The sequence below is a fragment of the Bordetella tumbae genome (assembly GCF_965139195.1).
Taxonomy (GTDB): Bacteria; Pseudomonadota; Gammaproteobacteria; order Burkholderiales; family Burkholderiaceae_B; genus Bordetella_A; species Bordetella_A tumbae.
In genome coordinates this window covers 1-23,570 of sequence record NZ_CBCSJH010000036.1, presented here as the reverse complement: position 1 = coordinate 23,570, position 23,570 = coordinate 1, and the positions used below count along the sequence as shown (strand labels likewise).

Genomic DNA, 23,570 nt, shown 5'->3' with positions numbered 1-23,570 from the left:
CAGATGAGGAGACAGTTAATGAAGCGACGTCTGTTCGCGGCCTTGGTGTGCGCCTTGCCCGTGCTAGGGTGGGCGGCCTATCCAGAAAAGCCTGTTCGTTTGATCGTACCCTTTACGCCGGGCAGCATTACGGACGTGGTGGCGCGTGCGCTGGCCCAGGGCCTGGATAGCGAGTTGGGGCAATCTGTTGTAGTCGAAAATCGCGCTGGCGCCAACGGCACAGTGGGCACGGCTTCCGCGATACGCTCCGAGCCGGATGGGTACACCTTGTTCATGGTAGGCGTCAGTACTGGGGCCAGCAACGTCAGTGCATTCAAGTCCTTGCCCTATGACCCCCGCAAGGATTTCGCACCCATCGGTCTCGTTGCCGAAGCGCCTTTCATGTTGGTCTCGCGCGGCGATTTGCCGGTAAATAGCGTAAAGGGCCTGATTGACTACGCCAAAGCGAATCCGGGCAAACTCTCCTATGGCTATGGATCGGGTAGCGCGCAGTTATGCGGTGCGCAGGTCGTGTCCATGGGCGGGTTTACCGCCACGGCCGTGGCCTACCGTGGCGTGCCCCAGGCCATGACAGACCTGATGGGCGGGGTATTGGATTTCACGATTGCCGACATGGTCAACGGCCTGCAGCAGTCGCGGGCAGGGCGCGTTAAAGCCCTGGGTGTCACCAGCAAGACGCGTTCGCCATTAGCCCCGGAGTTGCCTAGCCTTGCAGAGGCTGGGCTGCCAGATTACGACTTGAACGTATGGTTCGGCGTAGCCGCTCCGGCCGGCACGCCGGCAGACGTGGTTGCGCGTGTCAACACCGCCTTGGGGAGCGTCTTGCGGTCCTCATCGGTGCAGCAGCAGTTCGCGACCAATGGGCTGACTGTGCGCACGTCTACCCCTGAGGGGTTCCAGCAATTGATCGCATCTGATATCGACAAATGGGGCAAGGTGTTTGCCGATGCCGGTCTAACCCCTCAGTAGCCATTATCGGCACGGCATAGCATGCCGTGCCGGCATTTATTTTCATTCACGAAACAAAGGAGTCAATCCATATGGCAATCCAGATCCGCAAAAAACTGTTGAACGTCGAGTCGATCTATCACGAAGGCGGCCCCGTGCGTGACAAGCCTATCAAGATGGCGTCGATCGCGGTGGTCATCAAGAATCCCTATGCGGGCCGCTATGTAGAAGATCTGTCTCAGCTGGTCGAGGACTCCAAAGTGCTGGCCAAGGAGATCGTGCCCGAACTCATGGAAGCCGTAGGCGGACCCCAGAACGTCGAGGCCTACGGCAAAGGCGCGATCGTGGGGGTGAATGGTGAACTGGAACACGGGGCCATCTGGCATGAGGCCGGCGGCTGGACGATGCGTGCGGTGTTGCCCAAAGCAAAATCCATTGTGCCCGCAGCCAAGGTAGTCGCTTCGGCAGGCACTCGCTTGCAGATCCCACTGCATCATATCGAAGCCTGCTATGTGCGCAGCCACTTCAGCACCATGGACGTAGGCGCCATTGACAGCCCGCGTCCCGATGAGCTGCTGTACGCATTGGTTGTTTCCACCGGTACTCGTGTACATGAGCGCCTGGGCGGCTTGCGCGCCGATAATCTGACGGTTGGTGACGGCCAACGTTGAGTGTCTTCGCCCTCACCAGAGCACTGGAATGAGGGCGTGCGATATGGCGCATTTCCACTTTGGGACGGCGCCATATTTTTATAAATCGATAGGTGTTGCGCGGATCCCGATGTCGGGGCGACGCACGCCAGCAAGGAGACAAGCATGATCAAGACAGTTACCACCATCATGGCAGGCGTGATGTGCCTCGCCGCTGCCCCTTTGGTTCACGCTGAAAATTGGCCCACGCGCCCAATTACGTTGGTGGTGCCGCTGGCCCCTGGCGGCAGCACCGATGCAACTGCGCGCTTGATAGCCCAGAAGCTGCCGAAAGAGCTGGGACAGCCTGTGGTAGTCGAGAACCGTGCAGGCGCGGGTGGCAATATCGGTGCGGATTATGTGGCAAAGGCTGCGCCGGATGGATACACCTTCCTGATGCATACCAGTACGTTGATGACCAACGTGACGCTCTACAAGAAAATGCCGCTCGATGTGCAAAAGGATCTGGCTCCGGTGTCTCGCGTTTCGCTCATCCCGAACGTCCTGATGGTCAATACGAGTTTTCCGGCCAAGACGCTGGCCGATTTCATTAGCTATGTGAAAGAGCACAAGAGCGCCGTCAATTACGGTTCCGCAGGTAATGGCACGTCGCAGCAGTTATCGGGCGCCTTGTTCGGCCAGATGGTGGGTGCGGATATGACGCATGTACCCTATAAGGGCGGCGCACCCGCGAACACTGATCTGCTGGCAGGCCAGATACAAGCCGTTTTCTCGCCTATGGTCGAGATACTGCCGTTCATCGATAGCGGAAAACTGCGCCCATTGGCGGTCACTACGGCAGAACGGTCGCCACGGTTACCTGATGTGCCGGCAGTGGCTGAAGCCTTGCCCGGCTATGAGATCGTATTATGGAACGGGGTATGGGCGCCCGCAGGCACACCCAAGCCTATCATTCAGCGTATGAACCTGGCCATCAACGCGGTGCTGAACGATCCAGATGTGAAGAAAATCCTGCGTGATCAGGGTTCGACTCCCGCGGGTGATACGCCGGAAGCTTTCCAGCAATTGGTGGGTACCGAAATCAAAAAATGGGGCGAGCTGGTAAAACTGTCGGGCGCGAGTATTCAATAATCAAATCCCGTTGACGGAGACATGTTGCATGAAACCTGTATTGCTGGTCCTGGTGTTTTTGTCAGAAGAGCATCGTGTTTTGGTAAGCGAGCGATTCGACATGATCTACGCACCGAATGCGCATTTGGGCAAGGACCGGTCCAACGGTGAGACGCAGATCGCTGCCCGTGGACATGAAATCAAAGTGGTGTTGACGAATGGCACCAACGGCTTATTGGCCAGCGAAATCGACCGCCTGCCCGCGTTGGAGCTGATCTGTACGGTGGGTGTCGGTTATGAAAATGTGGCCGTTGAACATGCCAGAGCGCGTGGGATCCCTGTTGCCAATGCGGCGGGTACCAACGATGACTGTGTCGCCGATCATGCGATGATGCTGTTGTTGGCGGCTATTCGACGTTTACCCTTTCTCAATAATGGCGTACGGCATGGCTTGTGGCGCGACGATATTCCGCGTCCGCCGCATGTGTCGTATCGTCGGCTGGGCATTTTGGGCATGGGGGCGATCGGGAAAAAAGTCGCTCGCCGCGCCTTGGGTTTCCATATGGAAATCGGCTACCACAACCGCCGGCCACGCGAGGACGTGGATTTTCAGTACTTCGGGGACGTGAAAAGCCTGGCTGAATGGTGCGATTTTCTGGTGGTTGCTGCGCCCGGGGGCAAGGAAACGTATCACATCATCAATGAGACCATCATCAATGCCATCGGCCCGCAGGGCGTGCTGGTGAACATTGCTCGTGGCACATTGGTCGATACGGACGCGGTCGCACAGGCATTACGCGATGGCAGATTGATGGCGGCGGCGCTGGACGTCTACGAGAACGAGCCTACACCGCCGCAGCCGCTGCTGGATCTGGATAATGCTGTGTTGACCCCGCATATCGCTGGGATTTCGCCACAGGCGATTGATATGTCGGTGCGTAAGTTCTTGGAAAATGCGGAGCAATTCTACGCGGGTAAGCCTTTGGTTACGCCGGTTGGGTGATGGTTATGTCTGGATGACTCTGAGTAGCGTTGGTCTTGTTATGTTATGCGGTACTCATTGATCGAGGGTGGCGTGCTTATTGGACGTCGAGCCGAGGCAATCGGGCCGTGAGGGCTTCACAAAGCCGGTCCGGCGCGCGGGCGCCGGACATCGTGTTCGCTCGCTTCGTCCGGCCCCTTCGGGCCTACCTTCAGCATCCGCTCCNCTNGGCTTTGAGGCGGCCTCCCGGCCCGATTGCCTCGGCTCGACTGGCGGCAATTAGAGCTCCCTGCATCGCTGGCACGTTTTGTTTGCTTGGCGTTTTTGCGCGCCGGTGGTGGCAAAGAGGATGATCTTGCGGGGCTGTTTTCGTTGAGCGCCCTGCGCGCCCAACGAAAACGATCATGCACAGAGCGTGTGGAGGTATCTCGAATCGGCGGCCCGTTTGCCCCGCATGGCGGTCAGATCTGATGTGCGGGAGTATTCGCGATCGTCTTGCGTGTCGATGAAAGCCATCGGTTCACGATGTGCACTGACATGCGCAATCGCGTCTCTGTAAGCCCGCCCGATGAAAGCATCGGGCGGTGATTGCTGAATGGCGGGTCGTCTGCGATACAGACGATTACCGGGCAGGCAGGACGGTGCCGGCGGATTCGCCGAAGGCGATGCGCGGATAGCCGGGTTTGCGGCATTCGGCGCGGATGATGATTTGGTCGCCGTCTTGCAGGAAGGTGCGCTGTTCGCCCCACGGAAGGGTGATGGGGGTTTTGCCGCCTTGGGTGAGTTCCAGGATGGAGCCGACTTGGTCGGGTTCAGGGCCGGACAGGGTGCCGGTGCCGAGCAGGTCGCCAGGTTGCAGGTTGCAGCCGTTGACGGTGTGGTGCGTGATCAACTGAGCGATGTTCCAGTAAGCGTCGCGGAAGTTGCTGGCCGACAGGTGGGCAGGCGCATGTTGGGCGGTGCGGGAGGCCTGTGTGGTCATGAGTACTTCCATTTGCACGTCGTAGGCGCCCTGGGCTCGGTTGGTGTCCGAGGCCAAGTACGGCAGGGGTTGCGGCTCGCCGGCTGCGCGCGTGAAGGCGGTGCGGAAGGGCTCCAAGGCCTCGAGGGTGACGATCCACGGCGAGATCGTCGAGGCAAAGTTTTTGGACAGGAATGGGCCCAGCGGTTGGTATTCCCAGGCCTGGATGTCACGTGCGGACCAGTCGTTTAGGATGCAGAGGCCGAAGACGTGTTCGTCTGCTTGGTCCAGCGGGATGCGGTGGCCTTGTTCGTTGCCTGTGCCTACGAATACGCCGAGTTCCAGTTCGTAGTCCAGGCGTTGGCAAGGACCGAATTGAGGCATTTCGCCTTCGGCGGCTGGGCGGGTCTGGCCGACGGGCCGCGGGAACTGTTGGTTGACGCCCAGGCTGGAGGCGCGGCCGTGATAGCCGATGGGCACCCATTTGTAGTTGGGCAGCAGGGGATTGTCGGGGCGGAATTGTTTGCCGATGTTGGTGGCGTGATGCACCGAGATATAAAAGTCGGTGTAGTCGCCGATGCGCGCGGGTGTGGTGTATTCGGCGTCACTTTGGGCGAACAGCAAGGGCTCGATCTGCGACTGCAAGGTCGAACCGGTGCGCAGCGCGCGCGATAGCGACAGGCGCAGTGCACTCCAGTGGGTACGGCCCAGCGCCATCAGGGCGTTCAGGCTGTCTGCCGTGCAGGCGTTCAGCGCTGCGGCGGCCTGGCCGTCGAACAGGTTCAGTTTGGCCAACGCGGCCAGATCGACAATTTGGTCGCCAATGGCGACGCCGGGGCGGAAGGCTTCCGAGGAGCCGCGTTTGCGGAATACGGCAAAGGGCAGATTTTGTACCGGAAAGCCTGTCGTGTCGTCGTTCGCGCTGGCGACCCAACTGGTGAGGGCGGCGTCGTGGGTTTCGTTCAGAGTGGTCATGGGCGTCGTATCAATCAGTTAGGGGTGGAAGGCGTGAAGTGTTTTTTCAGGCCCTGCCAGCATTGGTAGTAGTCGCTTTGCAGTTCAGCGCAGGCCAGCGCTTGGCCGGTAGGCCGGATGACGCGGCGTGTTTCGAACATGAAGGCCATCGTATCGCGGATGTAATGCGCTTGTTTGGTGTCGGCGACGCTGGCTTTTTCAAAGGTTTCCGCATCGGGGCCGTGGCCGCTCATGCAGTTGTGCAGGCTCGCCCCACCGGGGGCGAAACCCTCGGCTTTGGCGTCGTAGACGCCGTGAATCAATCCCATGAACTCGCTGGCGACGTTGCGGTGAAACCAGGGCGGACGGAATGTATCTACCATGGCCAGCACGCGCGGCGGGAAAATGGCGAAGTCCATGTTGGCGGTGCCCGGGGTGTCGGACGGTGCAGTCAGGACGGTAAAAATCGAAGGGTCCGGGTGATCGAAACTGATCGAGCCGACGGTGTTGAAATGGCGCAGGTCGTATTTATACGGAGCATGTGTGCCATGCCAGGCGACGACGTCCAGCGGGGAATGGTCAATCTTGGCGCGCCAGAATCCGCCGGTGAACTTGGCGATCAATTCAAAGTCGCCATCGATGTCCTCGTACCAGGCGACAGGCGTCTGGAAATCGCGGGCGTTGGCAAGGCAATTCGATCCCAGCGGCCCGAGCTCCGGCAGGCGCAGCGCTGCGCCGAAGTTCTCCAGCATATAGCCGCGAGCCTCGCCATCAGGGAGCTCCACGCGCAGGCGTACGCCTCGAGGGATGACGGCGATCTCCTGGGGTTCGAGTTCGATGATGCCCAATTCTGTGACCAGGCGCAGCCGCCCTTGTTGCGGCACGATCAGGAGCTCGCCGTCGGCGTTATAGAAAAAACGCCCCTGCATGGAGCGGTTGGCCGTATACAGGTGAATGCCGACACCGCTTTGCTCACCCGGAGAGCCGTTGCCGCCCCAGGTTTGCACGCCTTCGATAAAGTCGGTAGGACTGTTCGGAATGGCCAACGGACTCCAGCGCAGCTGATTGGGGGTGACGGGGTCTGTACCAAAGTCGCTGAGCCAACGTGAGGCTGCGCCGAACGGCTCAAACGGCTGGTGCTGTGCACCGGGCCGGATACGATACAGCCATGAACGGCGGTTTTCGGAACGCGGGGCGGTAAAGGCCGTGCCCGACAATTGCTCGGCATAGAGGCCATAAGGGCAACGCTGAGGGGAGTTGCGGCCGATAGGCAATGCGCCGGGCAAGGCCTCCGTGGCCCAGTCGTTGCCAAAGCCTGATTGGTATTGCAAGGACATGATGTGAGTCTCCTGGCGCACGTATGGGTTGGCCGTGTGTGAATGGCCGGGGGGGCGCCGTGATGCAGGTCTCATTGTCGGAAAAAAGTAGAGCCGTGGCTACGGGAATAAAAAAATATCGACTATAAATTTCATGAATATTGGTACTATCGTCGAATGGTGGTTTGGCTGAGGCCAGCTCAAGGAAAACGATGGCTGAATTGCGCAATATCGATCTGAATCTGCTGGTGGTGTTTCAGCATTTGCTGGAGGAACGCAATATCTCGGCTGTCGCCCGGCGGCTCGATCTGTCTCAGCCGGCGGTCAGCAATGCATTGCGGCGCTTGCGTACGGTGCTGGGCGACGAGTTGTTCGTGCGCACCGCGCACGGCATGCAGCCCACCCCTCAGGCAGAACGATTGGGCGGGCCGGTGGGCGAGGCGCTGGCGCTGTTGTCGCACACGCTGGATGCGACACACGATTTTCGCGCGGCGGACAGTCAGCGGCGTTTTCGCATCGCCATGTCAGACGTGGGCGAGATTCACTTTATGCCCAGGCTGATGGAGCAATGTGCGCATCACGCGCCGGGCGTGCGTATTGATTCGCTGCGGCTGTCGGGCGCGGATTTGCGTAGAGAAATGGACGCGGGCCGCGTTGATCTGGCGATAGGCGCATTCGAAGACCTGGGCAGCGGTTTTATGCAGCGCATGTTGTTTCGCCAGGGTTACGCGACGCTCTTTCGGCGCGGCCATCCCACCGCACACGAGGGGATGAGTTTGAAAGCGTTTCGCGCCGAACGGCATTTGGTCGTGTCGCACGCAGCGCCGTATGGTCAGGTGAATCAGTCGTTGGAAAAGGCCGGGGTAGCGCTGGATGCCCATTTCAGCGTGCCGCATTTTTCGGCCGTGCCCTATATCGTGAGCACGACCGACTTGCTCGCGACGGTGCCTAAAAAACTGGCCGACACGGTGGCCACACATTTCCAACTAGGGCTCCTGACGCCGCCGTTGCGTGTACCGGCATTGCAGACCAATCTCTATTGGCATCGGCGCTTTCATCGAGATGGCGGCAATCAATGGCTGCGCGCGATGACGATCAATACGTTCGCCGACGCGTCCTGAGCCTGCGGGCGCACTCAGGCTTTAGCGACAGCTTCCACTTCCACCTTGAATCCATGATGCAGCGGGCCGGTGGGCACGATGGCGCGCGCTGGCCGCGCCGCTCCCGCCCATTCGGCGTACACCGCATTGAAGGCCGGCCAGTGTTCGACACTGTCGATATATACCCGCACCTGCACCAGGCGGTCGATGCCGCTGCCGGCCGCTTCCAGTGCGGCGGCGACATTGGCCAGGACCTGGCGTGCCTGATCCTCGAACGAGGCGTCAGCCAGTTTCACGCCGTCGTGCCGGATCGGCAACTGGCCGGAAACATAGACCATGCCGTTGGCGACGCAGGCATGGCTGTAGTGGCCGCCGGGCGTGGCCAGCGTGCTGGGCGAGACATATCGGATCTCGGCGTCTGGGCCGGGCATGGTACGCGATTGTCCCGCCGTGGTGGTGGTGGCATCAGTGATCGTGGACATGGTGTTCACCAACCGTGCGCGCGGTCCCAGGCCTGCAGGCCGCCATCAGGCGACAAGGCATGGTATTGCGGGAATTGTGCACCGGTGGCGCAGGCGTGGTTGGGCAGGATGCGCAGGCGCGTGCCGATCGGAAACTGCGCTGCGATATCCGCGCCTGCCGATGTGGCGGCCGCCACAATGCCGTGTTCTTGATTGGCGCCGATGACCGTATACCCAGGCAACGGCTCGCCGTCGAGCGTGCACACCTGGCCGTAGCCGAAGTCGTGCTTTTGCTTGCGCGTGCCTTGGTCGCGGCTCATCGCCATCCAGCCGGCATCAACGATGACCCAGCCTTTTTCGGTCTGATGTCCGATTACCGTGGTCAACACGCTGAGTGCCAGTTCGTCAGTGCGGCATACGCCGATGTTGTGCATCACCAGGTCGAAAAAGACATAGACGCCAGCGCGCACTTCGGTCACGCCTTGGAGTTGTACGGCCGACAGTGCAGTCGGCGTTGAGCCCACGCTGACGACTGGGCAGGGCAAGCCGGCGGCGCGCAGGCGTTCGGCCGCGCGTACACAGCCGGCGCGCTCCTGCTCGGCCATGGCCTCCAGTGCCGATGCAGTATCCAGATCGTAGCTGGAGCCGGCGTGAGTCATGACGCCGCCCAACTGCATGCCACCTTCGTGCAACGCCGTGCCCACTTCCAGCAGCGCGGCGTCTTCCGGTTTGATGCCGGAGCGATGGCCATCCGTGTCGATTTCGATCCAGACCTCGAAGCGTTCACCGTGCGTGCGTCCAAACGCGGCGATGGCCTGTGCCGAGGCGGCATTGTCGGTGATGATCTTCAAGTCGCAGCCGCGCCGGCGCAGTGCCAGGGCGGCCGGCAGGCGGTGTTCGGCCATGCCCACAGCGTACAGAATGTCGGTGACGCCGGCCTCGAAAAACAGCTCGGCTTCTTTGAGTGTGGACACGGTCACGCCGCGTGCGCCCGCGGCCAGTTGAGCCTGAGCGACAGGTATGCATTTGCTGGTCTTGACGTGCGGCCGCAGGGTCACGCCCAGCGTGTCCATGCGTTGCTGCATACGGGTAATGTTGGCCTGCATGCGCGCCACGTCGATGATGGCGGCAGGCGTATCCAGAGGGGCGAGGGGATGAGTGGAATGGGGCATGAGTTAGCGTATCGTGGCGCGGGGCGCCTCAGTCTAGGAATTCCTGCTTGGCCCGCAGGGCGGGTACATCTTCGCGCAGGCCACGTTCGATCAGTGTAGTCACTGCCTGCGGCTGTGCGGCGTCGTTTTGCGGGAGGTCTACACCTACCGCCTGCATCTGGCTGCCGAATTTGGCATCGGCCGCAGCTGCCTGCAAGGCCTGGCGCAGCGGCGCCATGGCGGATTCGGGCGTGCCGCGCGGTGCAAAGATCGCGTTCCAGGAACGTACGTCCAGCGCGTAGCCAGCTTCCGCTGCCGTGCCGACGCCGGGCAGCTGCGCCAGCCGCTCGTTCGAGAGTATCGCAATGGCTTTGAGCTTGCCCCCCGCGATCTGTGGCAGCGAGGTGGTGGTCTGATCGCACATGAAGTCGGTCTGTCCACCCATCAGATCGCTGATGGCCGGCGCCACGCCGCGATAGGGAACATGCGTGGCCGATTGCTTGAGCGCAGCCAGAAGCAGCACGCAGCCGTAGTGCGAAATTGACCCGATGCCGGCGCTGCCGTAGGTGGCTTGCTTGCCCCGGGCGGTCAGCCAGGCGGCAAACTGCGCCAAGTCGTTGGCGGGGAAGTCGGCGTGAGCCAGCAGCAGCATGGGCGCCGACCCGGCCAACCCCACCGGCTGGAAATCGGCCACTGGGTCGTAGGGCAGTTTCGGATAGACGGCTGCGTTGGCGACGTGCGTGCCCAGCGTGCCAAAGGCCAGCGTATAGCCATCGGCGGCGGAGCGGGCCACGCGCTGCAGGCCAATGGTGCCGCCGGCGCCGCCGACGTTTTCCACCACGACGGCCTGCCCCAATCGTGCGCCCATCTGTTGGGCAAAACCACGCGCTAGCGCGTCGCTTGGGCCGCCGGCTGGAAACGGCACCACCAGCGTAATGGGGCGCTGTGGATAATCGGCCTGCTGCGCGCCCGCTGGCAGCGCGAGTAACATCAGGCCAGACAGTGCAGTCAGTCGCAGCGCAAGGCGTTGGAGCGGGTTCATGAGCGATCTCCGGCACGTCCTGCGGCAGTGGTCTGAAAGGTCTGCAGCCAGGGGAGTGCGGCTTGCAGTGTGGACGACTGCATATCGGGTTGCGGTGCTCCGTCCGGCAAGGCCAGGCCAACGCGGTTGTGCCAATAGGTGCGCAAACCAACCCGCGAAGTGCCGAACAGGTCGTATCCCGAGCCCGCCACGAATGCCGCGTCGGCCGGCTTCACATCCAGTATGTCCAGCGCCATCTGGTAAGGGCGGGGGTCTGGTTTGTAGTAGCCGGCCTGCTCGGAGGTCACGACCGTATCCCACTCGATACCCAGCAACGCTGCAGCGCGTTCACCGAGCCGTTGCGAGCAATTCGTCACGACGGCCAGGCGGCAGTGCGGACGCAATGCCTGCAGCAGCGTGCGAGCACCGTCCCATGGGGGCAGACCGTCCCAGCTCGCTTCCAGTGCGGCGGGGGCGGTCTCGGCCAAACCAACGGTGCGTGCGGCATCGCGCACCAATTGCTCGTAAGGCACGTAACGCCCACAGCCATAGGTCAGGCGCAGGTACTCGGCGCGCCAGGCACGCCCGACCGGTTCTGACCCCGCGGCGGCATTCCAGACGGTCCAGGAATCGAGCAGTGCCGTGAGCAGGTCGAACAGCACAGCACGTGGATACGCAACAGGCGCAGCAGACATGAAGAACTCCAAGGTCGATGAGCAATGCGATGACTATAGGCGAGGCTGACCCCGTTGTGATTTAATGATTCTTCATCAATCGTTAAGCTGTGCTGAATGATCAGGATCGAGAATCTGGAGCTCATCGCCGCGTTGGCCCAGGCGCCATCGCTGAGTGGCGCTGCCCGTGCACTGAATGTGACGCCGCCCGCATTGTCGATGCGGCTACGCAAACTGGAGACGGCCCTGGGTCTGGCGCTGGCGGTGCGCACCGCGCGCCGTCTGAGCCTGACGCCCGCGGGTGAGCGTTTTGCTGCGGAAGCCTCAGTCCTGCTGGCTCAACTGCAGGCCCTGCCCGAGGCGCTGCAGCGCGACGACAACAGCCTGACCGGCACGCTACGCGTCGCCGCGCCATTCGGCTATGGACGGCGTCACATCGCGCCGGTGTTGGCGCGCCTTGCGCAGCGTTATCCGGGCTTGCGGGTACAACTGGATTTGCGCGAAACGCCCTGGCCGGACTATCACGACGCCGACGCCGTCGTGCATATCGGCGCGGTGCGCGATTCGTCGTGGGTGGCGCGGCGGCTGGCTGCCAACGAGCGCTGGCTGTGTGCCAGTCCGCACTACTTGCAAGCGTTCGGCATGCCGCGCGAGCCCCGCGATCTGCTGCATCATCGCTGCATCTGCATCCGTGAGAATGACGAGGATGTCACCCTGTGGCGTTTTCGCCGGCCGGGCCGGCGCACCGCGGGGCAAAAGGCTTTTGAGACGGTGCGGGTGACAGCCGCCTACGTCTCTAACGACGGCAATGTGGCGCGAGCCTGGGCCGAACAGGGTATGGGTATGGTGGTGCGCTCGCAATGGGATGCCGAGGCAGCCGTGGCGCGTGGCACGCTGGTACGCGTGTTGCCAGCTTGGCAATTGGAGGCCGCTCCGGTCATGCTGCTGGTGCCGGGTCGCAAAGGCCGCAGTGCGCGGGTCAAGGCGTTGCTGGCATGCTTCGACGAGACTGTCTAGAGTCAGTCCTGCCCCACTTCCGTGTCGCAGGACGTCAACCTTGCACCGACTGACGCGCTCGCTGCAGTGCCTCCCGGATGATCTCCATGTCGCCAATATGATTGGCCAACAGCAGAATCAGCGCGGCATTCATTTCGGCGCTTTGTTCATCCGTCAGGCCGCAATGCGTATCGATCAAGGTCTCGTAGAACGCGTCCGGGGCGGGTAAATTGGGTTCAACGATGAGGGGCATGATGGATTCCTTCAAGCTCGGCCCAGGGCGCGTTGCAATGCTGCGTTCATGACGGTCTCGTCGAATTCACGGCGGCGAGCGGCAATATGCTGATCGGGCCGCAATAAATAGCAGGTGCCAGGGCGAGCATCGTAGCGTTGCGTGAGGCAGGCATGCTCATCCTGTACAACCGTGAAGTCATCGGGGACGATCAACGGCGCGCTGCCATCACCGATCAATACGATACGCACCGGCATGGCGCCGTGCGCGAGACGTTGCAATGCCTCCAGCGTTGTGCTGTCCGGTGCGACGGCGCCGCAAAACAACGCCAGCACAAAGCGGCCATCCAGATACGATAGCCACCAGGATTCATTGTCCTGCGCATCACGAACGGGGGCATCGAGCGCCACGGCGCCCGGCACCATGCGGCCTGTAAATGCGGCGACATTTTCTGGAGGAGCCTCGGGGCCAGCGAGTGCGTGGACATCAACCACATCCGCATCACGCGTGTTCAGCGGCGAGTCTACGTAAGTGCTGGGCAACGAGAGCCGTCCGCTATTGACCAGGCCACGCGCGAAAGGATGTTCGCGCGCCAGGTTCAAGACCGCATTACGGAAATGCCGGCTCGTCGCGCTCTTGGGCGTGATGAAATCGGTCGATCGAGTGGAGTTCAACAGGTTTTCATCAGCGGCGTGTTCGCGTTCCGAGGCATAGGTATCGATCAATGTTTCGGGTGCGATGCCGGCCAGGACCGCTTGCAATTTCCACGCCAGGTTTTCAGCATCCTGCACGCCACTGTTCGCGCCGCGTGCGCCAAAGGGCGAGACACGATGCGCAGCATCGCCCGCAAACACAATGCGCCCGTGACGAAACGCGTCCATGCGTTCGCAGGCAAAGGTATAAACACTCGCCCATTGCAATTCAAATTGCGCCTCGGCGCCCAGCAGAGCGCGAATGCGCGGCAGGACATTGGCGGGTTTGATCGCTTCTACGGGGTCGGCATTCCACCCCAGCTGGAAATCGATGCGCCATACATTATCAGGCTGCATGTGCAGCAGCACCGATTGATTCGGATGAAAAGGCGGATCGAACCAGAACCATCGCTCGGCCGGGAAATCGGCGTGCATTTTCACGTCGGCGATCAGGAATCGATCCTTAAAAACGCGGCCATGGCTTTCCTGGCCCAGCAGTTTGCGGATGGGCGAGCGTGCGCCATCACACGCAATCACCCATTCACTATGCAGTTCATACGAGCCGTCAGGTGTCTCGATACTCAAATCGACGCCGTTCGCCCGCTGCGTGACGCCCACCACTTTGTTTTTCCAGCGCAGGTCGATCAATGGGTGGGCCGCAGCGGCTTCGTACAAGAAGCCTTCGACATAGTATTGCTGCAAATTGACAAAGGCCGGACGTCGATGGCCGTGCTCGGGCAGCAGATCAAAACGCCAGACCTCCTGGTCGCGGAAAAATATTTTGCCGACGTTCCACGACACGCCCTTGCTGGTCATCCGCTCACCTATACCTAGGCGATCCCAGATTTCCAAGGTACGCTTGGCAAAACAGATAGCGCGCGATCCAGTGGACAATTTGCAATCGTCGTCCAGCACGACGACCGATACGCCGCGCTGCGCCAAGTCCAATGCAGTCGTCAGGCCGACAGGGCCAGCACCGACCACGATCACGCGATGCGATGCGGGCGCGGGGGCTGTCTGATCCGCGTGTTTTAAATAGGCGAATTCCAACGCCTGATAATCGATATCGGTCACGCATGGTCTCCTGATGACGAGCGTTTTCGCTCATCACGGCCCGTCGCCACCCCCTCTGATGGGGGACGTGCGTGAGCCTTGCGATGCAGATGTTGTTGTTACGACCCTTTGTTCGGCAGATCAGCCTTCCAACTGTTTCCACATCTCGATATCACGCTTGTCCGTCCAGATGCGCGGATCGTCGTAGCCGGAGGCTTCATCGTAGGCACGCGATACGTCAAACGGCATGCAGTGATCAAAGATGACCCAGTCGCTATAGCGAGGCTGCATGAAGTCATAAACCTCGCGGTAGATCGTCTTCAGATCTTTGCCATCGGCGACCCCGCGGTTCACGGCGCTGTACAGATCGGTCAGAAATGCGCGGGTACCAGCCAGTCCCTGCCGGACTTCGGTGGCGTTTTTCAATGCCGGTCCGCGGCCGGGAACCATTTTTTCAGCGTTGAATCCGGCCAGCGTATCCAGCGTGCCGGGCCAGTCACGGAAATAGGCGTCGCCGCAATAGGGCGTGGATTGGTATTCGACCAGATCGCCTGCAAACAGGATCTTTTGCTCTGGCAGCCAAGCGATGGTGTCACCTTTGGTATGGCCACGCCCGACTTGCAACAGTTGGACCTCCAGATTGCCCAGATTCACCGTCATGGCGCCTTGAAACGTCATGGTAGGCCACACGAGACCGGGCGGAATGGACTCAGCGTTGCGAAACAGGCGGGGAAAACGCCCGATTTCACTGGCCTTGTCCTGCTCACCGCGCTCGGCGATCAGGTCGTACGTGTCGCGGCTGGCCAGAATTTCCTGTGCGTTATAGGCCGAGGCGCCGAACACGCGCACCGCATGGTAGTGCGACAGCAGGATGTATTTGATCGGCTTGTCGGTGACTTCGCGGATGCGGCGAATGACATCCTGCGCCATGACGGGCGTTGCCTGAGTGTCGATCACCATCACGGCTTCGTCGCCGATGATGACGCCCGTGTTCGGGTCGCCCTCGGCGGTGTAGGCGTAGGCGTTGTCGGAAAGCTTGTCGAACGACACGACCTTGTCGGCCATGTCAGCGTGCGAAGCGAATTGTTTGCTCACGATGTCTCCTTGTTTTATTTCGGCCGACGGGCCGCGGCGATGGAGGCAATATTAAATTGCAATTCGTTTTTATGCAATACGTTCGCTATAAACGAATTATCGAAGCACGTCCGTCGTGTTCGTGGTGAGCAGGCGTAAGCAGGCTCCATCCGGGATGGTCGTTCGCCGTGCCGGGCGGACCGCCGCAGAGAGGCGTCATTGGGGGCGCACGGCCGTCCCCAAACTCGTTCGCGCACAGCCTGCTTCTGCGCTCAGGGGAGGCGCGAGCTATCCGGGACAGGAGGGAATGCAGGGCGCGGAGGGCGGCTTATCGCCGTTGGCAGCGAGGGCAGTAATAAGTGGCGCGTTGGCCTTGGGCCAATCGCCGGATAGGCGTGCTGCAAACCCGGCAGGGCTGGCCGTCACGTTCGTAGACAGCGGCATGGATATCGAAATAGCTGCCCGGTTGCCCGGTCGCACCCACATAGTCGCGCAGGGTGCTGCCGCCCGACGCCAGCGCATCGGCCAGCGTGGCCCGGATGCTGTCGGCCAGCCGCGTGCACCGCGCCAGAGAGACCCGGCTGGCTGGCGTCCGAGGATCGATTCCAGCTCGAAACAGGCTTTCCGAAGCGTAAATGTTACCCACGCCGACCACGGCGCTGCCCGCCAGCAAAGCCTGCTTGATGGCCATGCTGCGGCCACGAAACTGCTGGTACAGCCAAGCTCCATCAAAGCGTGGATCAAACGGCTCGATTCCCAGCTTTGCCAACAAGGGGTGGGCAATGATCGGCCCATCGCTATCCGGATGCCACAGCACCGCGCCAAAACGGCGCGGATCGTGCAGCCGCAGCGTAGTGTGCTCGAAGATCCAGTCGACGTGATCGTGTTTACGCGGGGCCTCGTCTGCCGGCACGCTGCGCAGCGACCCCGACATGCCCAGGTGCACAATCTGCGTACCATGTTCGAAACGTAGTAACAGATATTTGCCGCGGCGCGCACATTCCAGGACCGTACGATCGGAAAGCAGTGAGGGCAGTTCAGCAGGGATAGGCCAACGCATACGGGCCTCGCGCACGACCAGGCGGCGCAGTGTCTTGCCGGTAATGACGGCGTCGATTCCGCGACGCGTTGTTTCGACTTCGGGGAGTTCCGGCATGAGCCAGTGTAAGATGATCAAACGTTGTACAGATGATTGTGCCATTAACCGGGCGGGTCGTGTGAAGTCGTCATTCAAATCAGTTCATTTCCTAACTTCCGTGCTGGCGTTTGCGCTGGCCGGCTTACAGCCATTACCGGCGCTGGCCGCCGGTGCCGTTCCGGGCGATGCCACAGGGCCGCGCATGGGCACTCAGCCCCGAGGCCCAGAGACCCAAGTCATACGCTTGCGGCCCGGCCAACTGCCTTATGTATCGCTGACAGGCGATATCTTTTTTCGCATCATGGCGTCCGAGATCGCGGCGCAACGCGGCATGTACGACACGGCGGCAACGACCTTGTTGGGGCTGTCGCAGGAAACCGGTGATCCCCGCTTGGCGCGTCGCGCGCTGGAATTCCAGCTTGCGGGCGGTAACTTGCCGGGCGCTTTAGCGGCCGCGCGCACCTGGTCACGCCAGGCGCCTCGCGATCTGGAGGCCAGCTCCACCGAGCTGGCTTTAGCTGCCGCCAATGGCGAAACGACGGGGTTGTCTGCAGCATTGCGCAACCGCATCGATGCCTCTCCGAACAAGCCCGCTGCGATTGCCCAGGCGCTCGGAGTGCTCAGCCGCCTCAATGATCGCCGCCTGGCTCTGCGGATTTTGAATGAATCGTTCAGCCCCGAGGTGCGCAAGCTGCCCGAGGCGCATCTGGCGCTGGCCGATGTGGCTCAAGCTGCCGGCGAAGACGCCCGCGCTGTGGCCGAATCGCGCGCTGCATTGCAGGCCGATCCGAGCTCGGAAGCCGCCGCGCAACGCGTACTGGAATATGGTGCGAGAGTCGATCCGGTCCGTGCAGAAAGCGAGGCACGCGCCTTTTTGGCCAAACACCCCGATGCCCGTAAATTGCATTTGTCGCTGGCGGGCCTGATCGCCGATCGGGGCGATTACGACGGGGCGTTGGCCGAATTGCAGGTGATGTCGCGCCGTGCACCAGAGGACTTTGACCTGCTGTACCTGCAGGCACAGTTGGCTTACAAGGCCAACCGGAAAGACCAGGCGCGCGTATTGCTCCAGGAATATCTCGACGTCCAGAATCAACGCCAGGAGGCCATCGCCGAAGGGGCAACCGATGCGGGCGCCGCCGAGGCCGATGCGCGCGTTCTGCTCTCGCGTATCGCCGAGGACCAGGGTCAGTACGATGAGGCCATCTCGCAGTTGGGCCAGATCGACGACCCGGCTCTGCGCTATTCCGCGCAGATGCGTCAAGCGGGATTACGCGCCAAACAAGGGCGTGTGAACGAGGCGCTGACGATGGTCGATGCCGCGCAGCCCAATGACGAAGACGACCAGATCCAGGGCGTGCTGACCAAGGCGCAGATATTGCGTGACGCCGATCGTATCGACGAGGCGGTCAAGGTCCTGGAGGCGGCCAATCAGGCTCAGCCCGACACCATTGAGATCAAATACGAACTGGCGATGCTGTACGAACGTCAGGGACGCTACAAAGAACTGGAAACACAGCTGCGGCAGGTCATTGCGCTCGATCCCGATCATGCGCATGCCTACAACGCCTTGGGTTATACCCTGGCGGATCGCAACGAGCGTCTGCCCGAGGCGTTGGACCTGATTACGCAGGCGCTGGAATTGCTGCCCGACAATCCCTTTGTGCTGGACAGCATGGGCTGGGTCAAATTCCGTATGGGCGATAGCCAGGCGGCAGCAGACTACTTGTCGCGCGCCTATGCGCAACAGCCCGAGGCGGATATCGCCGCCCACTGGGCCGAGGTATTGTGGACCCGGGGACAGCGCGCAAAAGCCCAGGAGTTACTGCAGGCCGGGTTCAAAAAGGATCCGAAAAACCGCACCTTGTTAGACACCGCCAAACGGCTTGGCGTGCAGCTTGAGGGCGCGAAATGAGCGGGAGCTTTACAAGATTGCGCGCTTGGTTGTTTGCAGGGGCTTGCGCTTTGGTGACGGCTTGCACCAGCGTGCCCGAGGCACCCATGAGTACGGACAACGGTGCGTTCTCCCGTAACGGCCGTTTCGCGATCACCGTCACAGAGTCCGATGGGCAACAAAAGGCCGTGCAGGGCGGGTTTGACTGGCACGACGACGGCAGCCGCTATCGTCTGGATCTGACTACCCCATTAGGGTCTATCCAGGCGCGCGTCGAAGGCCGTCCGGGACACGCCACGCTGACCAAGGCCGACGGTGCCGTTTACGAGGCCCGCAACCCCGACGAATTGGCTGAAGAAGCCCTCGGCGGCCCGATTCCCGTATCGAATCTGCGCGATTGGATGCGTGGCCGTGTCGCCGATACCTCGGCCACGGATGTGCAGCGTGACGACTTGGGCCACCCCGTTTCGTTCCAGCAGAACGGCTGGCAAGCCCGTCTGTCGCGTTACGACACGCAGGGTCCGGGCCTGCTGGTATTGCAGCGCGTCGAGCCAGGCCGCCGCATTGCGGTACGGCTGGCAGTTGATCAGCCATGATGTATGACGTTCCGGCGCCGGCCAAGCTGAATTTATTTCTGCATGTGGTTGGCCGCCGTGCCGATGGTTATCATCTGCTGCAGACGGCATTTCGATTCATAGACCTATGTGACACGCTGCATTTTGAGGCACGCGGCGATGGCCGTATCGAGCGTGTTTCGGATGTACCTGGCGTACCGCCCGAGCAAGACCTCACCGTACGCGCGGCCCGCGCGTTGCAACAGGCGGCCGGTGTTCGGCAGGGGGTCAATATCGCTCTCGAAAAACAGATTCCCCAAGGCGGCGGCCTGGGCGGGGGCTCCAGTGATGCCGCCTCGACGCTGATTGCACTGAATCGCCTGTGGGGTACGGGCCTGTCACGCCGTGAGCTGATGGCCTTGGCCTTGCCGCTAGGTGCTGATGTCCCGGTATTTGTGTTCGGACAATCTGCTTTTGCCGAGGGGGTCGGGGAAATCTTGTCTCCCCTGGACCTGCCTGCCGCGACCTATTTAGTGGCTCAGCCCGACACGAGTGTGCCCACCGCAAATATTTTTTCCGATCCGGATTTGACAAGGGATTCTTCTTCCGTCACAATAGCGGACTTTCTTGCTTCACAAAATTTTGGTGCAGGCACTGCAGCGCAGGCAGCACCGGGATTTTTCGGCAGAAACGACTTGGAACCGGTGGTTTACCGGCGCTATCCAGAGGTTTCTCAGGCAGCGCAGTGGCTATCGGGGCGTGGTCTCCACGTCCGCATGTCGGGGTCTGGCGCGTGTTTGTTCGCCCAGTTTTCGACAGCCAGCCAGGCCGTTTTGGCGGAGCACGAAATTACCGCTACAATGCGCGTCGCTGGTAAATTAACTAGCAACACGCAAGTCGGATTCAGGTTGATACGGGTATGTCCCGGGTTGGCTGAGCATCCGTTGCGGGACTGGATCGCAAGATAGTTGGGGAGTCGCCAAGCTGGTTAAGGCACCGGATTTTGATTCCGGCATGCGAAGGTTCGAATCCTTCCTCCCCAGCCAAAAATTTCAATAAAAAAGCTGTTGAACGCGCCTGTCAGACACTGGCCTCGGTTCAGCAGCTTTTTTATTTGCCGGGTTTCCGGCGTGTATCTCCGTACAGCAGTACACGTTTTCGCGTCTTAACCGACCATCGCAGCAGCTTCCATCATGGCAAACGACAGCTTCATGATCTTCACCGGCACAGCCAACACCCGCTTGGCTGTGGACGTAGTCAACCATCTGGATATGTCTCTCGGCAAAATGACCGTCGGCCGATTTTCCGATGGCGAGGTGATGGTTGAAATCAACGAAAACGTGCGCGGCAAAGACGTTTTTGTTTTACAGCCCACCTGTGCACCTACCAATGACAACCTGATGGAAATCATGGTCATGGTAGATGCCCTGCGTCGCGCGTCGGCTGGCCGCATCACTGCCGCCATTCCGTACTTCGGCTATGCCCGCCAGGACCGCCGCCCGCGTTCGGCACGTGTGGCGATCTCGGCCAAGGTCGTGGCCAACATGCTCCAGGTCGCCGGCGTTGACCGCGTACTGACCATGGACTTGCATGCTGACCAGATCCAGGGCTTTTTCGACATTCCGGTCGACAACATTTACGCCGGTCCGATTTTGCTGGGCGACATTTGGCGCCGCAATTTCTCCAACCTGGTCGTGGTGTCGCCCGATATCGGCGGCGTGGTGCGTGCTCGTGCACTGGCCAAGCAGCTCGAAGCCGACCTGGCCATCATCGACAAACGCCGCCCTCGTGCGAACGTGTCCGAGGTCATGAACATCATCGGCGAGGTCGATGGCCGTACCTGCATCATCATGGATGACATGGTGGATACCGCCGGCACGCTGTGCAAGGCCGCTCAGGCCCTGAAAGACCGTGGCGCCGGTGCTGTTTACGCGTATTGCACGCACCCCGTGTTGTCCGGTGGCGCGATCGACCGCATCGAGGGCTCCGAGCTCGACGAGCTGGTCGTGACCGACACCATCCCGCTGTCCGAGCAAGGCCAAGCCAGCAGCAAGATCCGCCAGCTGTCCTGCGCGGCATTGCTGGGCGAAACCATTCTGCGTATTTCCAACGCCGAATCGGTCAGCTCACTGTTTACCGACTGACGTTATCGACGTCAGTCCGCATTTTCGAATTTGCCCGCTTGCTGGTCGCGGCAGGGGGGCGAACAACACGGTACGCATGTCGCGTGCCGTGTCACTTAACCGGCAGTGTCGCCACTGCCAGATTGTCTGGAGTCATCCATGAAATTCAATGCCACTGCGCGTAGCGTCCAGGGTTCGAGTGCGAGCCGCCGCCTGCGCCGCGCGGGCCGCGTTCCTGCCATCGTTTATGGCGGTAAGGCTGCCCCCCTGAACATCGAACTCGACCACAACGAAATCTTCCACGCCCTGCGCAAAGAAGAATTCCACGCTTCGATCCTGCAAATGCACGTCGACAGCAACAAGGCAGAGCCCGTTCTGCTGCGTTCGGTTCAATGGCACGCCTACAAGCCGCAAGTCTTGCACGTCGACTTCCAACGCGTCGATGCTGGCCAAGCCCTGCACACCAAGGTGCCCCTGCACTTCATCAACGGCGACGAATCGCCCGCGGTCAAGCTGAGCAGCGCCATCATCAGCCATGTGGTTACCGAACTGGAAATCACCTGCCTGCCGGCCGCCTTGCCTCAGTTCATCGAAGTCAACCTGGCTGACCTGCTGGGCGGCGCTTCGGTGCACTTGGCCGACATCAAGTTGCCCAAGGGCGTGACCTACGTGGCGCACGGTGGCGATGCCAACCCGTTGTTGGCCACGGCTCTGGTCAAGGGCGGCGGTGCTGCTGCTGACGAAGGCGAAGGCGAAGCCCCCGCTGAAGCCTAAGCCAGTGCTCTCGGCCTGAGCCGAGCACCAGCGCAAACCCTGCGTATGCTTTTCGCATTCGCAGGGTTTTGTTTTTTTGTCTTGCAGCGATGCAAAGTCAAAAGACAGTCATTCCCCTTTATCATGCTCCCCATGTCTACTGCTATCCGTCTCATCGTGGGTTTGGGTAATCCTGGCCCGGAATACGAAACCACCCGCCATAACGCCGGGTTCTGGCTGGCCGACCATTTGGCCGACGATTTGCATGCCAGCTTCAACCTGGAAAAGAGCTTCTTTGGCTTGGTCGCCAAAGCGCGTCGCGCAGGCGAAAACGTGTTGTTGGCCAAGCCCATCACCTACATGAACCGCTCGGGCCAGTCGGTGGGCGCATTGGCGAGGTTTTACAAACTCACGCCTGAACAGGTATTAGTGTTGCATGACGAACTGGATCTGCTGCCGGGTCAGGTGAAACTGAAGCAAGGCGGCGGCCATGCAGGCCACAATGGCCTGAAAGACATCCAGGCCGCCCTGGGCAGTCCGAATTTCTGGCGCCTGCGTATCGGTATCGGCCATCCTCGTTCGTTGGGCCTGGCGCAACAAGTCGCCGATTTTGTTTTGCATCCGCCGCGCCGAGACGAACAGACCGCTATCGACGAGGTGATTCGCCGTTGCCGCGTGGTGGTGCCGGCCATGCTGGATGGCGATATTGAGCGCGCTACGCGCGAACTGCATAGCGGTAATTCGGCCTGAGCGAGATGAACACGACCTTGGCCACCCCGCAAGGCAAGCTGCGATTCCGGCAAGAGCTCGCTGATTTCTGGCACTTTTTTCGCCAGCCGGACTTGCGCCGATTGCCGGGCCGCCGCGCCAGCAGTGGATTGGCCAGCGATTGGTGGCCGGGAATCCCGTTAGGCCGTCTGCTCGCCTGGGCTGGGATTTTGTGGCTGGTGAATTTCATCGCACTAGGGCCTCTCGCCGTTCTGGCGGCGAACTCCGGTGGCGCAGCCCATCGTATGGACCCTGCCGCGATTCCCTGGCTGACAGCCATCTTGTGGGCGCCGTTGATCGAGGAAATGTTGTTCCGCTACGGCTTGCGCCGGCCCCGGCAGGCCCTATGGGTATGTCCTGCCATGCTGCCGCCTTTGTTGTGGGGCGTGCAGGGATGGACGATCGCATGGGCCGTGGCGGTCATATTGCTGGCCAGCCTGCCGCTGCGACGTGGCTGTATCAAACGGTCAGGCTGGCAGATGGACTGGCGTCGTTATTATCGTTGGCGGTTCGGCTGGGTCTATCATCTATCCGCACTGATATTCGCCGCGGTGCATCTGAACAATTTCCGCCTGGCCGATGTTCCCTATTGGATGTTGCCCTTGCTGGTCTTGCCTCAATGGTCGGCTGGTTTGGTGGTGGGATGGATGCGCGTGCGGCGGGGCATAGGCGCGGCCATTCTCTTGCATGGCATTTTCAATTCCGGCCCGATATTGATCATCATGCTGGTATTGAATCGAGCGGGATAATCAGTTGTTTCAGCGTGTTTAGCTCTTTGTAATCTTTTTTCATAGCGGCCATGCAAAAACGCCCCCTCGGAGGGCAGCAAACCGAAGGCGCGGCGTGGGGGCTTTTTTGGACGTCATGGTTGTAGTCTGTGGCATGCGTCGGTTGGAGTTCTTTTGGCGCAGGAGGTCGGCGTGTAAAAGCCCCGCCGGGCCTATCGCCGCGACTCGGCCCATGAG

23 protein-coding genes and 1 tRNA gene are annotated in these 23,570 nt (G+C 60.9%); 14 read left to right on the top strand and 10 right to left on the bottom strand.

Annotated features, from left to right (window positions below; all coding sequences use genetic code 11):
- The first annotated feature begins 18 nt into the window (after positions 1-18).
- The 4 genes from ACNA0J_RS24650 (at position 19) to ACNA0J_RS24635 (ending at position 3,711) form a co-directional block, all read left to right on the top strand.
- Entirely contained in the window at positions 19-969 is a 951-nt protein-coding gene (locus ACNA0J_RS24650) for a Bug family tripartite tricarboxylate transporter substrate binding protein (RefSeq protein WP_415821543.1), read from the top strand.
- 71 nt (positions 970-1,040) lie between these two features.
- Positions 1,041-1,619, top strand: a complete 579-nt coding sequence (locus tag ACNA0J_RS24645; protein ID WP_415821542.1) for an amino acid synthesis family protein — start codon at positions 1,041-1,043, stop codon at positions 1,617-1,619.
- Between the two features lie 144 nt (positions 1,620-1,763).
- Positions 1,764-2,729 (top strand): tripartite tricarboxylate transporter substrate binding protein, encoded by a 966-nt coding sequence (locus ACNA0J_RS24640; protein WP_415821541.1) that lies wholly within the window; start codon positions 1,764-1,766, stop codon positions 2,727-2,729.
- Positions 2,730-2,757: 28 nt separating this feature from the next.
- Entirely contained in the window at positions 2,758-3,711 is a 954-nt protein-coding gene (locus tag ACNA0J_RS24635; RefSeq protein WP_415821540.1) for a 2-hydroxyacid dehydrogenase, read from the top strand.
- A 601-nt stretch (positions 3,712-4,312) separates the two neighbouring features.
- On the opposite strand, the gene fahA is transcribed toward ACNA0J_RS24635, so the two are convergent.
- On the bottom strand, positions 4,313-5,626 hold the full coding sequence (gene fahA, locus ACNA0J_RS24630) for a fumarylacetoacetase (RefSeq protein ID WP_415821539.1): 1,314 nt from the start codon (positions 5,624-5,626) through the stop codon (positions 4,313-4,315).
- 14 nt (positions 5,627-5,640) lie between these two features.
- Entirely contained in the window at positions 5,641-6,942 is a 1,302-nt protein-coding gene (gene hmgA, locus ACNA0J_RS24625) for a homogentisate 1,2-dioxygenase (RefSeq protein WP_415821538.1), read from the bottom strand.
- 191 nt (positions 6,943-7,133) lie between these two features.
- Between hmgA and ACNA0J_RS24620 the strand changes: the two genes are divergently transcribed.
- On the top strand, positions 7,134-8,042 hold the full coding sequence (locus ACNA0J_RS24620; protein ID WP_415821537.1) for a LysR family transcriptional regulator: 909 nt from the start codon (positions 7,134-7,136) through the stop codon (positions 8,040-8,042).
- A 14-nt stretch (positions 8,043-8,056) separates the two neighbouring features.
- Here the strand turns inward: ACNA0J_RS24620 and ACNA0J_RS24615 are convergent, their stop codons facing one another.
- From ACNA0J_RS24615 to ACNA0J_RS24600, 4 genes are read right to left on the bottom strand one after another with little or no spacing between them, the layout of a single operon-like run.
- A complete protein-coding gene (locus ACNA0J_RS24615) occupies positions 8,057-8,452 on the bottom strand; it encodes a RidA family protein (RefSeq protein ID WP_415821568.1) in 396 nt (131 codons plus the stop codon).
- Positions 8,453-8,508: 56 nt separating this feature from the next.
- Positions 8,509-9,654 (bottom strand): DSD1 family PLP-dependent enzyme, encoded by a 1,146-nt coding sequence (locus tag ACNA0J_RS24610; protein ID WP_415821536.1) that lies wholly within the window; start codon positions 9,652-9,654, stop codon positions 8,509-8,511.
- A 28-nt stretch (positions 9,655-9,682) separates the two neighbouring features.
- Positions 9,683-10,675 (bottom strand): tripartite tricarboxylate transporter substrate-binding protein, encoded by a 993-nt coding sequence (locus tag ACNA0J_RS24605; protein WP_415821535.1) that lies wholly within the window; start codon positions 10,673-10,675, stop codon positions 9,683-9,685.
- Positions 10,672-11,349 carry an HAD family hydrolase gene (locus tag ACNA0J_RS24600; RefSeq protein ID WP_415821534.1) on the bottom strand — a complete coding sequence of 226 codons (678 nt, stop codon included), beginning with the start codon at positions 11,347-11,349 and terminating at the stop codon, positions 10,672-10,674. Before ACNA0J_RS24600 ends, ACNA0J_RS24605 begins: the two co-directional genes overlap by 4 nt.
- Before the next feature lie 96 nt (positions 11,350-11,445).
- Here ACNA0J_RS24600 and ACNA0J_RS24595 point away from each other — a divergent pair, with 96 nt between their 5' ends.
- Positions 11,446-12,345: a LysR family transcriptional regulator gene (locus tag ACNA0J_RS24595; RefSeq protein ID WP_415821533.1), complete on the top strand. Its 900-nt coding sequence runs from the start codon at positions 11,446-11,448 to the stop codon at positions 12,343-12,345.
- Between the two features lie 34 nt (positions 12,346-12,379).
- Here the strand turns inward: ACNA0J_RS24595 and ACNA0J_RS24590 are convergent, their stop codons facing one another.
- The 4 genes from ACNA0J_RS24590 to mutM all read right to left on the bottom strand — a co-directional run bounded on the left by ACNA0J_RS24590 (position 12,380) and on the right by mutM (position 16,531).
- Complete coding sequence (locus ACNA0J_RS24590) at positions 12,380-12,577, bottom strand: DUF2783 domain-containing protein (protein WP_415821532.1); 198 nt, start codon at positions 12,575-12,577, stop codon at positions 12,380-12,382.
- Between the two features lie 11 nt (positions 12,578-12,588).
- Positions 12,589-14,322 (bottom strand): FAD-dependent oxidoreductase, encoded by a 1,734-nt coding sequence (locus ACNA0J_RS24585; RefSeq protein ID WP_415821531.1) that lies wholly within the window; start codon positions 14,320-14,322, stop codon positions 12,589-12,591.
- Between the two features lie 120 nt (positions 14,323-14,442).
- Positions 14,443-15,396, bottom strand: coding sequence for an MBL fold metallo-hydrolase (locus ACNA0J_RS24580; RefSeq protein ID WP_415821530.1), 954 nt, complete (start codon positions 15,394-15,396; stop codon positions 14,443-14,445).
- A gap of 307 nt (positions 15,397-15,703) precedes the next feature.
- Positions 15,704-16,531, bottom strand: a complete 828-nt coding sequence (gene mutM, locus ACNA0J_RS24575; RefSeq protein WP_415821529.1) for a bifunctional DNA-formamidopyrimidine glycosylase/DNA-(apurinic or apyrimidinic site) lyase — start codon at positions 16,529-16,531, stop codon at positions 15,704-15,706.
- Here mutM and ACNA0J_RS24570 point away from each other — a divergent pair.
- The 8 genes from ACNA0J_RS24570 (at position 16,530) to ACNA0J_RS24535 (ending at position 23,354) form a co-directional block, all read left to right on the top strand.
- A complete protein-coding gene (locus ACNA0J_RS24570; protein WP_415821528.1) occupies positions 16,530-18,428 on the top strand; it encodes a tetratricopeptide repeat protein in 1,899 nt (632 codons plus the stop codon). The two genes, mutM and ACNA0J_RS24570, sit on opposite strands and share 2 nt — an antisense overlap.
- Entirely contained in the window at positions 18,425-19,003 is a 579-nt protein-coding gene (gene lolB, locus ACNA0J_RS24565) for a lipoprotein insertase outer membrane protein LolB (RefSeq protein WP_415821527.1), read from the top strand. Before ACNA0J_RS24570 ends, lolB begins: the two co-directional genes overlap by 4 nt.
- On the top strand, positions 19,000-19,929 hold the full coding sequence (ispE, locus tag ACNA0J_RS24560) for a 4-(cytidine 5'-diphospho)-2-C-methyl-D-erythritol kinase (protein WP_415821526.1): 930 nt from the start codon (positions 19,000-19,002) through the stop codon (positions 19,927-19,929). The genes lolB and ispE overlap by 4 nt, the downstream gene beginning before the upstream one ends.
- A 1-nt stretch (position 19,930) precedes the next feature.
- Positions 19,931-20,007: transfer RNA gene (locus tag ACNA0J_RS24555), tRNA-Gln, on the top strand.
- Positions 20,008-20,154: 147 nt separating this feature from the next.
- Positions 20,155-21,105, top strand: a complete 951-nt coding sequence (locus ACNA0J_RS24550; RefSeq protein ID WP_415806726.1) for a ribose-phosphate pyrophosphokinase — start codon at positions 20,155-20,157, stop codon at positions 21,103-21,105.
- A gap of 138 nt (positions 21,106-21,243) precedes the next feature.
- Positions 21,244-21,858: a 50S ribosomal protein L25/general stress protein Ctc gene (locus tag ACNA0J_RS24545; protein WP_415821524.1), complete on the top strand. Its 615-nt coding sequence runs from the start codon at positions 21,244-21,246 to the stop codon at positions 21,856-21,858.
- Between the two features lie 132 nt (positions 21,859-21,990).
- Complete coding sequence (pth, locus tag ACNA0J_RS24540; RefSeq protein WP_415821522.1) at positions 21,991-22,587, top strand: aminoacyl-tRNA hydrolase; 597 nt, start codon at positions 21,991-21,993, stop codon at positions 22,585-22,587.
- A gap of 5 nt (positions 22,588-22,592) precedes the next feature.
- Positions 22,593-23,354, top strand: coding sequence for a CPBP family glutamic-type intramembrane protease (locus ACNA0J_RS24535; protein WP_415821520.1), 762 nt, complete (start codon positions 22,593-22,595; stop codon positions 23,352-23,354).
- The last annotated feature ends 216 nt before the right edge of the window (positions 23,355-23,570 follow it).

What these genes read in the sequence shown, in the direction of transcription:
- ACNA0J_RS24650 (WP_415821543.1), top strand. Translation starts at nt 19, where the DNA reads ATGAAGCGACGTCTGTTCGCGGCCTTGGTGTGCGCCTTGCCCGTGCTA.
- ACNA0J_RS24645 (WP_415821542.1), top strand. Translation starts at nt 1,041, where the DNA reads ATGGCAATCCAGATCCGCAAAAAACTGTTGAACGTCGAGTCGATCTAT.
- ACNA0J_RS24640 (WP_415821541.1), top strand. Translation starts at nt 1,764, where the DNA reads ATGATCAAGACAGTTACCACCATCATGGCAGGCGTGATGTGCCTCGCC.
- ACNA0J_RS24635 (WP_415821540.1), top strand. Translation starts at nt 2,758, where the DNA reads ATGAAACCTGTATTGCTGGTCCTGGTGTTTTTGTCAGAAGAGCATCGT.
- fahA (WP_415821539.1), bottom strand. Translation starts at nt 5,626, where the DNA reads ATGACCACTCTGAACGAAACCCACGACGCCGCCCTCACCAGTTGGGTC.
- hmgA (WP_415821538.1), bottom strand. Translation starts at nt 6,942, where the DNA reads ATGTCCTTGCAATACCAATCAGGCTTTGGCAACGACTGGGCCACGGAG.
- ACNA0J_RS24620 (WP_415821537.1), top strand. Translation starts at nt 7,134, where the DNA reads ATGGCTGAATTGCGCAATATCGATCTGAATCTGCTGGTGGTGTTTCAG.
- ACNA0J_RS24615 (WP_415821568.1), bottom strand. Translation starts at nt 8,452, where the DNA reads ATGCCCGGCCCAGACGCCGAGATCCGATATGTCTCGCCCAGCACGCTG.
- ACNA0J_RS24610 (WP_415821536.1), bottom strand. Translation starts at nt 9,654, where the DNA reads ATGCCCCATTCCACTCATCCCCTCGCCCCTCTGGATACGCCTGCCGCC.
- ACNA0J_RS24605 (WP_415821535.1), bottom strand. Translation starts at nt 10,675, where the DNA reads ATGAACCCGCTCCAACGCCTTGCGCTGCGACTGACTGCACTGTCTGGC.
- ACNA0J_RS24600 (WP_415821534.1), bottom strand. Translation starts at nt 11,349, where the DNA reads ATGTCTGCTGCGCCTGTTGCGTATCCACGTGCTGTGCTGTTCGACCTG.
- ACNA0J_RS24595 (WP_415821533.1), top strand. Translation starts at nt 11,446, where the DNA reads ATGATCAGGATCGAGAATCTGGAGCTCATCGCCGCGTTGGCCCAGGCG.
- ACNA0J_RS24590 (WP_415821532.1), bottom strand. Translation starts at nt 12,577, where the DNA reads ATGCCCCTCATCGTTGAACCCAATTTACCCGCCCCGGACGCGTTCTAC.
- ACNA0J_RS24570 (WP_415821528.1), top strand. Translation starts at nt 16,530, where the DNA reads ATGAGCCAGTGTAAGATGATCAAACGTTGTACAGATGATTGTGCCATT.
- mutM (WP_415821529.1), bottom strand. Translation starts at nt 16,531, where the DNA reads ATGCCGGAACTCCCCGAAGTCGAAACAACGCGTCGCGGAATCGACGCC.
- lolB (WP_415821527.1), top strand. Translation starts at nt 18,425, where the DNA reads ATGAGCGGGAGCTTTACAAGATTGCGCGCTTGGTTGTTTGCAGGGGCT.
- ispE (WP_415821526.1), top strand. Translation starts at nt 19,000, where the DNA reads ATGATGTATGACGTTCCGGCGCCGGCCAAGCTGAATTTATTTCTGCAT.
- ACNA0J_RS24550 (WP_415806726.1), top strand. Translation starts at nt 20,155, where the DNA reads ATGGCAAACGACAGCTTCATGATCTTCACCGGCACAGCCAACACCCGC.
- ACNA0J_RS24545 (WP_415821524.1), top strand. Translation starts at nt 21,244, where the DNA reads ATGAAATTCAATGCCACTGCGCGTAGCGTCCAGGGTTCGAGTGCGAGC.
- pth (WP_415821522.1), top strand. Translation starts at nt 21,991, where the DNA reads ATGTCTACTGCTATCCGTCTCATCGTGGGTTTGGGTAATCCTGGCCCG.
- ACNA0J_RS24535 (WP_415821520.1), top strand. Translation starts at nt 22,593, where the DNA reads ATGAACACGACCTTGGCCACCCCGCAAGGCAAGCTGCGATTCCGGCAA.